The organism is Nocardia mangyaensis, from assembly GCF_001886715.1.
GTDB classification, from domain to species: Bacteria; Actinomycetota; Actinomycetes; order Mycobacteriales; family Mycobacteriaceae; genus Nocardia; species Nocardia mangyaensis.
The window spans coordinates 4,827,763-4,838,662 of record NZ_CP018082.1; the positions used below are offsets into that span (position 1 = coordinate 4,827,763).

Sequence of the window (10,900 nt, forward strand, 5' to 3'; positions counted from 1 at the left end):
GAGGAATCGCCACCTGCCCGGCGCCCTCAGGCGCCGGATGGAGTTGCTCCGTCGAGGAAGACCGTGACGCCGGTGACGCGCGGCTGCCTCGCCGCGAACTCGACGAAGGCGACGCCATGCGAGGCGCCGATCCGCACGCTCGCGCTGACCGTGCGACCGGCGGCGATCAGCTTGCCCCACTCCATGTTCCGGGCCTGGTCGACGAACTCGGCCACCGCGATCGGCGCTCCGGTGGGCGATTCCACCACCGCATCGGCCGCGAGCAACGCCTGGACACCGCTCGCATCACCCGCGGCGGCCGCCTCGAACAGCCGACGGGTCACGCGCTTGCCGCCCCCACCCACACCGCGCAGTGCCCGCATCATCCCCATCGCGCCGCCCACGCCCAGCTCGCCGACGAGCTGCGGCCCGAGCTTCGTTCCCGCCAGCACACCGGAAGGCCCCACCCGCAGCAGACGCGCGATCATCGCCGCCAGTTCCCAGTGCGCGGCGAGCCGGATGATTCGCCAGCCGTCCTCGGTCTCGGCCAGGTCGTAGCGCAGGTGCATCGGCACCGTGACGGTGGCGCCGGTGGACATCGTGATCGCGATACGCAGGTCCCGAACCACCGAGTGGCCACCGACGAGATCGCGGTCGACATCGAAGGTGATGGCGTTCGGCCCGATGAAGACGTTGTAGAACCGCCCGATGGCCTCGGTGCCGATGTGCGCGTGCGAGCCGTAGGGATCGTGCACCGCCGCGTTCTCGGCGAACAGCGCGACCCAGGCCGTCTTGTCGTGCGCCGCCACGGCGCGCGGTGAGGCGTGCACGGCCGCCAACAGGTCTCGAGCGGTCTGGTCCAGCGGCATGTACGTCCTCCATAGTCGTGTGCTCCCCGCGACATCCATGATAGAACGTGTTCTAGTTTTGGCGCCGGGGATCACGATCTCCGCGCACCCTTGTTCGACGGAGGATCTCGATGGACTGGTACACCGGGAACACCGCTTACGACACCGTGCTCACGATCGCCTTCGCCTTCGCGGCGTTCGTGATCGTCGGCGGGTTGTTCGCGCAGAGTCCCTACGGCCGCTTCACCTCGACCGCGGTCGGCTTCAATCTCAATCCGAAGCTGGGCTGGTGGCTGATGGAGTTGCCCGCCACCGTGGTGTTCGCGCTGTTCTTCTTCACCGGCCCGGACCGATTCGAGCCGGTGCCACTGGTCCTGGCGGCGATCTGGCTGCTGCACTACGGCAACCGCGGCTGGTTCTTCCCGCTCTCCCTCCGGCAGGTGCCGGGCAAGAAGAGCAGTTTCAACATCTCGGTCGTGGCGGCCGGGGTGTTCGTGACCGCGCTGCACGGCTATCTCAACGGCGCGTTCTTCAGTCACGACTACAAGAATCAGTACAGCACCGCCTGGCTCACCGACCCGCGCTTCCTGATCGGCCTGGTCGTGTACCTGAGCGGTTTCGCACTGCTGGTGCGCTCGGAGGCGATCGTGCGCAACCTGCGCGACAAGAACAACCCCGGCGCCGCCGAGTACCGCGTTCCCCACGGTGGTGGCTTCCGCTACGTCAGCAGTCCCGCCTACCTCGGCGAACTGATCGCCTGGGCCGGCTTCGCCCTGCTCACCTGGTCACTGGCCGGCGTCGCGATCTTCCTGATCACCGCGGGCAACCTGATCCCCCGCGCCTTCGCCACCCACCGCTGGTACAAGGAAAAGTTCGCCGACTACCCGACAAACCGAAAAGCCCTGATCCCCGGCGTGATCTGAGGCCAAGACCGCCCGCTCGGGCTGTCGCGAACAACGGCCACCTCGACGACCGCACCCAGCAGCGCCGCGGGTGGCGCGACCCCGAAGAGCCCACTCGGCCCGCAGCCTCCCGCACACCCGGCACCACCTGAATCCGCCATGACCGCACACCCAACCCCGCACATCCCGACCCCGAGGAGGGATCGCCGACGAAGTCGGCGGTTCGCGCCCGTCCCGCCGATCAGGCGCCGGTGCGTACGCGACGAAGGAGCAAGCACCGGTGCCTGATCGGCGGGACCGCCGGGGGCGCGAACTCGAGCGCGCCAGCGCTCCAACAAACACCGCCCGTACACCACCCTGGGCGGGCGAACACCGAGTTCGCTATTGCTTCGGGAACTTCAGCTGTGACAGATCGATCCCGTCGAGCCCCGGCGGGAGCTTGTCGAGCCCGGGCGGCATGTTCGACAGGTCCATCCCGGCAGGCAATCCCGGCATCCCCGCGGGCATCCCCGGGAACCCACCGCGCACCTTCGGCGGCGTGGGCCCGCGGCCACCCTTCTTGCCCTTCTTGCCCTTCTTCGTGTTCCGACGCGAGGACGACCCCGGCAGCCCCATCTGCCGTCCCATCTGCGCCATCATCTTCTTGGCGTCGAAGAACCGGTCGACGAGCTGGTTGACCTCCGAGACCTGCACGCCGGAGCCGTTGGCGATGCGCAGGCGGCGGGAGGCGTTGATGATCTTCGGGTTGTCGCGTTCGGCGGGGGTCATGCCGCGGATGATGGCCTGCACCCGGTCGAGCTGCTTGTCGTCGACCGCGGCCAGCGCGTCCTTCATCTGACCGGCGCCCGGCAGCATGCCGAGCAGGTTGCCGATCGGGCCCATCTTGCGGATGGCCAGCATCTGGTCGAGGAAGTCCTCGAGGGTGAGCTCGCCGCTGCCGATCTTGCGGGCGGTCTCCTCGGCCTGCTGGGCGTCGTAGACCTGCTCGGCCTGCTCGATGAGGGTGAGCACATCGCCCATGCCGAGGATGCGCGAGGCCATCCGGTCGGGATGGAAGACGTCGAAGTCCTCGAGCTTCTCGCCGGTGGAGGCGAACATGATCGGCGAACCGGTGACATTGCGCACCGACAGCGCGGCACCACCGCGGGCGTCACCGTCGAGCTTGGTGAGCACGACACCGGTGAAGCCGACGCCGTCGCGGAAGGCCTCGGCGGTGCTGACCGCGTCCTGGCCGATCATCGCGTCGAGGACGAACAGCGTCTCGTCGGGCTGCACGGCATCGCGAATGCCCGCGGCCTGGCGCATGAGCTCGGCGTCGATGCCGAGGCGGCCGGCGGTGTCGACGATGACCACGTCGTACTGCTTGGCCTTGGCTTCTTCGATACCGGCGGAGGCCACCGCGACCGGATCGGCCGCGGTGATGCCCAGCGGGTTCTCGCCGCCGCCGACAGAGGTGCCGGGGTGCGGGGCGAACACGGGCACGCCCGCGCGCTCACCGACGACCTGCAGCTGGGTGACGGCGCCGGGACGCTGGAGGTCACAGGCGACCAGCAGCGGCTGATGCCCCTGGTCGCGCAGCCATTTGGCCAGCTTGCCCGCGAGGGTGGTCTTACCCGCACCCTGCAGACCGGCCAGCATGATGACCGTCGGCGGGTTCTTGGCGAGGTTGAGCCTGCGGGTCTCGCCGCCGAGGATGCCGACGAGTTCCTCGTTGACGATCTTGACGACCTGCTGGGCGGGGTTGAGCGCCGCGGAGACCTCGGCGCCCTTGGCGCGCTCCTTGACGTTGGCGATGAAACCGCGCACCACCGGCAGCGCGACGTCGGCTTCGAGGAGAGCGAGGCGGATCTCGCGCGCGGTGGCGTCGATGTCGGCCGGTGACAGACGCCCCTTACCGCGCAGATCCTGCAGGGCACCGGTAAGCCGGTCGGACAGGGATTCGAACACCGATCGCGCTCCTGATCTGAAAGGGACGTCTATTGCCCTCCCAGGGTAATGGGTGTTATTCCCGGTGGCGCACGTGCGGGGGCGCGGGGCGCCGCAACTCGTGATTCTCGATGTCGACCAGGTACACCGCCTCGCGGCCGGTGAGACCGAGTTCGCGCGAGAGCGACTCGATCCGATCCCACTCGGCATCGGCGCCGTCGCCGTCGCGCGCGGTGGTCGAGGCGATGGTCATCGCGGCCAGTGCCTGGGCACCACTGAGGGTGCGTCCCGGCAGCCAGGAAACCACCCACAGGTCGCCACCGACGCAGCGCGCGATGTGCGCGGTCGCGTCGCTGGTCATCATCGATGCGGATACGACTTCGATAGCCACGGATCTGCTCCCCTCGTACGAGTGACAGCCAGACCTCAGGAATGCTATAGGTCACACCGCGACTGATCGGGCATGTGGAGGCTTTGCGGGCAACCTGATAGCAATCGGTGAGTAAACCGTGTCCTTGCCGTCTCAGTCGGCGGAGTCGGATTCGCCCGGCGGTGGCGCGGGCGCGGGCTTCGGAACCAGGTCGAGGACAGCCTTTTCGATGCGATCGCGCAGCGGTGCGCTGTCGGCGTCGCCCAGATCGAGACAGAACGCGTCGACCACCGACGAACCCATCGTCACCACCTTGGCCCAGCGCACATTCGCCTCCGCCGCCGCGAAAGCACCGGCCAGCCTGCTGAGCAGGCCGACCCGGTCCTCGGCGCGAAGCTCCAGGATCACCTGTCCCGGTGTGCTGGTCGGTGACCAGATCAACCGCGGCTGGGCTCGTGCGTACTGACCGGGTCCGGTGCCGATCGCCTCGGCCTCGCGTTTGGCCAGCACCGCGGGCAGATTCAGCGCACCGGTGGTGGCGCGAATCAGCTCCTGGCGCAGCAGGCCCGCGTCGGGCGGATCACCGAACTTCGGTGCCACGACGAAGGTGTTGATCGCCGAGCCGCCCGCCTCCCCCAGCGACGCCGAGAGCACCCGCAGCGAATGCAGCGCGAGGACACCGGCCGCGTCGGAGAGCAGGCCGGGCTCGTCGGGAGCGATCACGGTGACCACGTAGGTGTGTTTGCCGTCGCCGGGCGCGAGGGTGACGTGCACACCGCCCGCGCGCGCCTGCTCCAGCAGCTCCGGGTCGATCGGTTCCGGTTGCGGCAGTGGCTCCCCCGCCATCACCAGCTTGCAGCGGCGGACCAGCTCCCCGATCAGCGAGGCCTTCCAGTCGCCCCAGACGCCGGGCCCGGTGGCCAGCGAATCGGCCTCGGCGAGCGTGTGCAGCAACTCGAGCAGGCCGACGTCACCGTCGAGCGCCTCGACGACGTGCCGCACGGTGGCCGGATCGTCGAGGTCGCGTCGCGTCGCGGTGTCGGGCAACAGCAGGTGGTGGCGCACGATCGCGCTGAGCGTGCGCACGTCCGAGGGCCACAGGCCGAGCCTGCGCCCGATGTGGGTGGCCAGTTCCGCGCCGACGATGCTGTGATCGCCCGCGCGGCCCTTGCCGATGTCGTGCAGCAACGCGCCCAGCGCGAGCAGGTCGGGCCGGGCCACCCTGGTGCTGAAGCCACCGGCGTAGGCGACGGCCTCCATCAGGTGCCGGTCGACGGTCCAGGTGTGTACGGCGTCGCGCGGTGGTAGGTCGCGCACCGCGCCCCATTCGGGAAAGAGCCTGCCCCACAGCCCGGTCCGGTCGAGTGCCTCGACCGCGTCGATGCTGCCCCGGCCCGCGCCGAGCAGCACGAGCAGATCGTTGAGCGCGTCCTTGGGCCAGGGCTCGCGCAGTTCGGGGGCGTCCTCGGAGAGGCGGTTGAGCGTGGTCGCCGACATCGGCAGCCCGGTCTGCGCCGAGGCGGCCGCGACACGAAGGATCAGGCCGGGATCGCGCTGTGCCCGGGCGTCCCTGGCCAGCACCACCTCACCGGAATGCTCGACCACCCCCTCGTCGAGTGGTCTCCGCACCGGCATCCGGCGCAGGCGGGCCAGGCCGCGGCGCGGCAGCGCGTTGGCCGCGGTGCGCAGGCCCACCTCGGTGGAGTAGCTCACCGTGCGGGCCGAATCACTCAGGGTGCGGGCCAGATCGAAGCGATCGCCGATGCGCAGTGCGGCGCCGATCTCGTCGGCGTCCTGAGCGCGTAGCTGGTCGCGGGCCCGGCCGGCCACCCGGTGCAGTTCGGTGCGCACGTCGAGGAGTCTGCGGTGAGCCTGGCGCAGGCCGCCGCCGGGCACCTCGGGGCCGAGGCCGGGCATGGCGTCGGTCAGCTGGGCGATGGCGAGCGCGTCGAGCAGTTGGATGTCGCGCAGGCCGCCGCGACCGTTCTTCAGGTCGGGTTCGGCGCGATGGGCGATCTGTCCGCTGCGCTGCCAGCGCGCGGTGGCCTGGGCGATGAGCTCGTCGAAGCGCGAACGGATTCCGGTGCGCCATTCCCGGCGAACGCCGCCGATGAGCAGATTGCTGAGGTCCTCGTCGCCGACGATGTGGCGTGCTTCGAGCATGCCGAGCGCGGCGATCATGTCGTCGGCGGCCACCCGCAGCGCCTGCGGGACCGTCCGCACGCTGTGGTCGAGCTTGATGTGGGCGTCCCACAGGGGGTACCAGAGCTGGTCGGCGACCTCGGCGACCAGCGTGGGGTCGACATCGTCGTGCAGCAGGACCAGGTCGAGATCGGAGTAGGGCAGCATCTCGCGGCGGCCGAGGCCACCGACCGCGATGACCGCGAGGCCGCTGTCGGCGGTGATGCCGAGTTCGTTGCCCTTGCTGGTGAGCCAGAGTTCGAACAGGTCGACCAGCGCCGAGCGCAGGGATTCCGGATCGAGTCGCGGATTTCGGGTGCCCGCTCCGGTGAGCAGCTGCTCCCTGGCCCTGACCAGATCAGCCGCTCCGTTGTGCTGAATACCGCCGTTCTGCTGTGCCACAGCCCCACCGCCATTCATGCGGGCGGCCCCGCCCCGACCGGTCGTGCCGGTGGGAGCGGGGCCGCCGCTCGATCGTTACACCGCCGGAAGCTCCGGCGCCGAATTACAGTGCGTCGGTACCGCGTTCGCCGGTACGCACCCGGATGATGGTGTCGACCGGGCTCACCCAGACCTTGCCGTCACCGATCTTGCCGGTGCGCGCGGCCTCGACGATCACCTCGACGACCTTCTCGACCGACGCGTCGTCGACGACGACCTCGACGCGGACCTTGGGGACGAAGTCCACCGAGTACTCCGCACCGCGGTAGACCTCGGTGTGGCCCTTCTGCCGACCGTAGCCCTGGACCTCACTGACGGTCATGCCGAGCACACCCGCCTGCTCGAGGCCGGTCTTGACGTCCTCCAGCGTGAACGGTTTGACGATAGCGGTAATGAGTTTCATTACGTCATGCCTCCTTGACGGCAGTCCGTGCCGTGCCACCCACAGCAGCAAAATCGTATGCCGTCTCAGCGTGTTCGGACTCGTCCATGCCCGTAGCTTCTTCCTCCGGGGTGGCACGAAGACCGATAGTGGCCTTGATGGCGAGCGCGATGACCGCCGCGACGACCAGCGAGTAAGCCAGCACCGCGAAGGCGCCGACAGCCTGACGCCACAGCAGGTCGAAGCCGCCACCGTAGAACAGACCGGCCGCGCCGGTCGGCGCCTCGGCACTACCGACCAGGCCGATCAGCACGGTGCCGAGGACACCACCGACGAGGTGGATGCCGACGACGTCGAGCGAATCGTCGTAGCCGAACTTGAACTTCAGGCCGACCGCGAGCGCACAGGCCGCACCGGCGATCACGCCGATGACCAGCGCGCCGAGCACGTTCACCGAGGCACAGGCCGGGGTGATCGCGACCAGACCGGCCACGATGCCCGAGGCCGCGCCCAGGGAGGTGGGCTTGCCGTCACGGAACTTCTCGACCAGCAGCCAGGCCAGCATGGCGGCGGCGGTGGCCACGAGGGTGGTGACGAAAGCGGCGGCGGCGGTGCCGTTGGCGCCGAGGGCCGAACCCGCGTTGAATCCGAACCACCCGAACCACAGCAGGCCGGCACCCAGCATGACGAACGGGAGGTTGTGCGGACGGAACGGCGTCTTCGGCCAGCCCTTGCGCTTACCGAGGACCAGTGCCAGCGCGAGCGCGGCCGCACCGGAGTTGATGTGCACCGCGGTGCCACCGGCGAAGTCGATGGCCTCGATCTTGTCGAAGATCCAGCCACCACCCCAGACCCAGTGCGCGACCGGGAAATAGACGACCGTTGCCCAGACACCGGCGAAGATCAGCCAGGCGCTGAACTTCATCCGGTCGGCGACCGCACCCGAGATGAGGGCGACGGTGATGATCGCGAACATCGCCTGGAAGGCCACGAACACCAGGGTCGGGATCGTACCGGTCAGCGGAACGCCCGCCGAGTCCTCGCCGAAGCCGCCGAACAGCGTGCGCAGACCGAAGAACTCGGTCGGGTCGCCGATCAGGCCCGCCTTGTCGGTGCCGAAGGCCATCGAGTAGCCGTAGAGCACCCAGAGCACACCGACCAGGCCCATGGCGCTGACGCTCATCATGATCATGTTCAGAACATTCTTGCTACGGACCATACCGCCGTAGAAGAACGCGAGTCCTGGCGTCATCAACAGCACGAGTGCCGCGCTGGTCATGATCCAGGCCGTGTCACCTGTGTCGGGCACGCCGATCTCGGCGCCCGCCAGGAGTACGGGATTCACCACCTTTAGTCCTCCTCATCTCGGGCCCCGCCGAGTACGACGAAGGCCTGCCAAGAAGGGTCCTCATTGGGTGTTTCATCCGTTGAGCTGTGGTGTTTCACCTACGTGAACGGATGGCGCGGTTGTGTTGCGTCCACGTTTCGTCCCGCTCTACGCGACTCGACGGCTCACCGTGAGGTCAGTCCGGATGTGCGGTTCGCCACGTGTTCGCGCGGGCGTTTCGCGGCGGAGATTTCGGCTGGACACCACCATGCCCGCCCGATCGCTGGAACCGGACGGGCATCGGGTGCTCCTAGGACGTGCCGCCGAGCAGCGCGTCGACGAAGGCGCCCGGCTCGAAGGGGGCCAGATCATCGGCGCCCTCGCCCAGACCGACAAGTTTCACCGGCACGCCGAGCTCGTGCTGCACCTGGAACACGATCCCGCCCTTGGCGGTGCCGTCCAGCTTGGTGAGCACCACCCCGGTGATGTCGACGACGTCGGCGAACACCCTGGCCTGCATCAGGCCGTTCTGCCCCACCGTCGAGTCGAGCACGAGCAGCACCTCGTCGACCTCGGCCTTCTTCTCCACCACGCGCTTGACCTTGCCCAGCTCGTCCATCAGGCCGGTCTTGGTGTGCAGGCGGCCCGCGGTGTCGATCAGGACCGCGTCGACACCGCGTTCGATGCCCGCGGCGACCGCGTCGAAGGCGACGGCGGCCGGGTCTGCGGCTTCCTTGCCACGCACGGTGTCGGCGCCCACGCGTTCGCCCCAGGTCTGCAGCTGGTCGGCCGCGGCGGCGCGGAAGGTGTCGGCGGCGCCGAGCAGCACCCGGCGCCCATCGGCGACCAGGACACGGGCCAGCTTGCCGGTGGTGGTGGTCTTGCCGGTGCCGTTGACACCGACGACCAGCAGGATCGCCGGATGGTCGCCGTGCGGCAGCGCGTGGATGGAGCGATCGAGTTCGGGCCGCAGTGCCTCGATCAGCACGTCGCGCAGGACGGCGCGCGCCTGCTCGGGGGTGCGCACGCTGCGCGAGGCCATCTCCTCGCGCAGGCGCTCGACGATCGCCGCGGTGCTCGCGGTGCCGATATCGGCCAGCACCAGTGTGTCCTCGATCTCCTCCCAGGAGTCCTCGTCCAGGTCGCCGCCGCCGAGCAGGCCGAGCAGGCTCTTGCCGACGGCGTTCTGCGAGCGGGCCAAGCGTCCGCGCAGGCGGACCAGGCGGCCGGTGGTGGGGTCGATCTCCTCGATCGCGGCGGCGACGGCGTCGACCTCGGCCGGGACGGGTTCGACGGGTGCCGGGGGCGCGGTCTCGGCCGGCTGTTGCGGTGCGACAGCGGTGTCGGCCTCGGTCGGTGCCGTCTCGGTAGCGGCCTCGGCGGGCGCGGTCTCGACCGGAGTGGTGTCAGCGGGCGCGGTGTCAGCGGGCGCGGTGTCAGCGGGCGCGGTGTCAGCGGGCGCGGTGTCGGTGGGCGCGGTGTCGGTGGGCGCGGTGTCGGTGGGCGCGGTGTCGGTGGGCGCGGTGTCGGTGGGCGCGGTGTCGGTGGGCGCGGTGTCGGCGGGGGCGACCGGTGTGACCAGGGCGGACGTGTCGTCCGGGACCACCACGGTCTCGGCGGTGACATCGGCTTCCGGCAGCGCGACATCAGTGATGCTGCGGCGCGGCGCGTCTCTGGGGACGGCGGCATCGTCGCCGACATGCGGCTGACCCTCGACATCGGTGCGCTCGGGCGCCGGTTCGGGGCGTGGCAGCGTCGGTGCCGACCCGCCCTGACTGAAGCTGAAACCCCCGGACGCGGTGTAGCCACCGGACCGATCCGTCAACTCCTTGTCCGGTTCGGGCGGCGCCAGGGAGATCTGGCGACGCTTGTACAGGACGAAACCCGCGACGAGCGCCACCAACAGCACGGCGGCGATCGCGGCGATCAGGATCCACGCTTGCGAACTCACCCGGCCGAGTCTATTCGGGCAGTTGGTCGCGGCTCGTCGGCGGCGTCGGCGCGGCGGGTCGAGGGCGGTTTCGGCGCCCGGTGCCGCGCCGGGGAAACACTACAGATTCGTTGTCCTGCGGAACTTCTGGCGCTCTCCCCATAGGATCGGCGACGTGACCGATCGAAACGTGCTTGGGGGGCCGCTGGAAGAGTGCGGCGCCGATCCTCTCACGGGCTTCTACCGGGACGGCTGCTGCAGCACCGGTCCGGAGGATCTCGGCAGCCACACCGTGTGCACCGTCGCGACGGCGGAATTCTTGGAGCATCAAGCCTCCATCGGCAACGATTTGAGCACGCCGCGCCCGGAGAACAACTTCCCCGGCCTGCAGCCGGGCGACCGTTGGTGCGTGGTAGCCGTGCGATGGCTGCACGCGCACGAGGACGGTGTCGCCGCGCCCGTGGTGCTGGCCGCCACCCACGAGAACGCCCTGGAGGTGATCTCGATGGAGATCCTGCGCAAATACGCTGTCGACGTCCCGGACGACGTCAGCGACCTCCTGTAGGGGTACGCCGGGAGTCGTCAGGCGGCGGCGCGACGATCCGCAGGCTGCT

9 protein-coding genes are annotated in these 10,900 nt (G+C 69.4%); 2 read left to right on the top strand and 7 right to left on the bottom strand.

From position 1 onward, the window contains the following. Positions 1 to 26 precede the first annotated feature (26 nt). Positions 27 to 848, bottom strand: coding sequence for a nuclear transport factor 2 family protein (locus BOX37_RS21950; RefSeq protein WP_071929289.1), 822 nt, complete (start codon positions 846 to 848; stop codon positions 27 to 29). 110 nt (positions 849 to 958) lie between these two features. Between BOX37_RS21950 and BOX37_RS21955 the strand changes: the two genes are divergently transcribed. Beyond that, positions 959 to 1,750: a phosphatidylethanolamine N-methyltransferase family domain-containing protein gene (locus tag BOX37_RS21955; RefSeq protein ID WP_071929290.1), complete on the top strand. Its 792-nt coding sequence runs from the start codon at positions 959 to 961 to the stop codon at positions 1,748 to 1,750. A 360-nt stretch (positions 1,751 to 2,110) separates the two neighbouring features. Here the strand turns inward: BOX37_RS21955 and ffh are convergent, their stop codons facing one another. From ffh to ftsY, 6 genes are all read right to left on the bottom strand, one after another. Beyond that, positions 2,111 to 3,676 carry a signal recognition particle protein gene (gene ffh / locus BOX37_RS21960; protein ID WP_084759957.1) on the bottom strand — a complete coding sequence of 522 codons (1,566 nt, stop codon included), beginning with the start codon at positions 3,674 to 3,676 and terminating at the stop codon, positions 2,111 to 2,113. A gap of 55 nt (positions 3,677 to 3,731) precedes the next feature. Next, positions 3,732 to 4,046: a hypothetical protein gene (locus BOX37_RS21965; protein WP_240504995.1), complete on the bottom strand. Its 315-nt coding sequence runs from the start codon at positions 4,044 to 4,046 to the stop codon at positions 3,732 to 3,734. Between the two features lie 132 nt (positions 4,047 to 4,178). After that, positions 4,179 to 6,626: a [protein-PII] uridylyltransferase gene (locus BOX37_RS21970; RefSeq protein WP_071929292.1), complete on the bottom strand. Its 2,448-nt coding sequence runs from the start codon at positions 6,624 to 6,626 to the stop codon at positions 4,179 to 4,181. 85 nt (positions 6,627 to 6,711) lie between these two features. Beyond that, the gene (locus BOX37_RS21975; protein ID WP_071929293.1) at positions 6,712 to 7,050 is read right to left on the bottom strand and encodes a P-II family nitrogen regulator; all 339 of its coding nucleotides are present in this window, start codon (positions 7,048 to 7,050) and stop codon (positions 6,712 to 6,714) included. 4 nt (positions 7,051 to 7,054) lie between these two features. Continuing rightward, positions 7,055 to 8,308 carry an ammonium transporter gene (locus tag BOX37_RS21980; RefSeq protein ID WP_206045913.1) on the bottom strand — a complete coding sequence of 418 codons (1,254 nt, stop codon included), beginning with the start codon at positions 8,306 to 8,308 and terminating at the stop codon, positions 7,055 to 7,057. Positions 8,309 to 8,666: 358 nt separating this feature from the next. Then, complete coding sequence (gene ftsY / locus BOX37_RS21985) at positions 8,667 to 10,307, bottom strand: signal recognition particle-docking protein FtsY (RefSeq protein ID WP_071929294.1); 1,641 nt, start codon at positions 10,305 to 10,307, stop codon at positions 8,667 to 8,669. Positions 10,308 to 10,461: 154 nt separating this feature from the next. Between ftsY and BOX37_RS21990 the strand changes: the two genes are divergently transcribed. After that, entirely contained in the window at positions 10,462 to 10,851 is a 390-nt protein-coding gene (locus BOX37_RS21990) for a DUF2237 family protein (RefSeq protein WP_071929295.1), read from the top strand. Positions 10,852 to 10,900 lie beyond the last annotated feature (49 nt).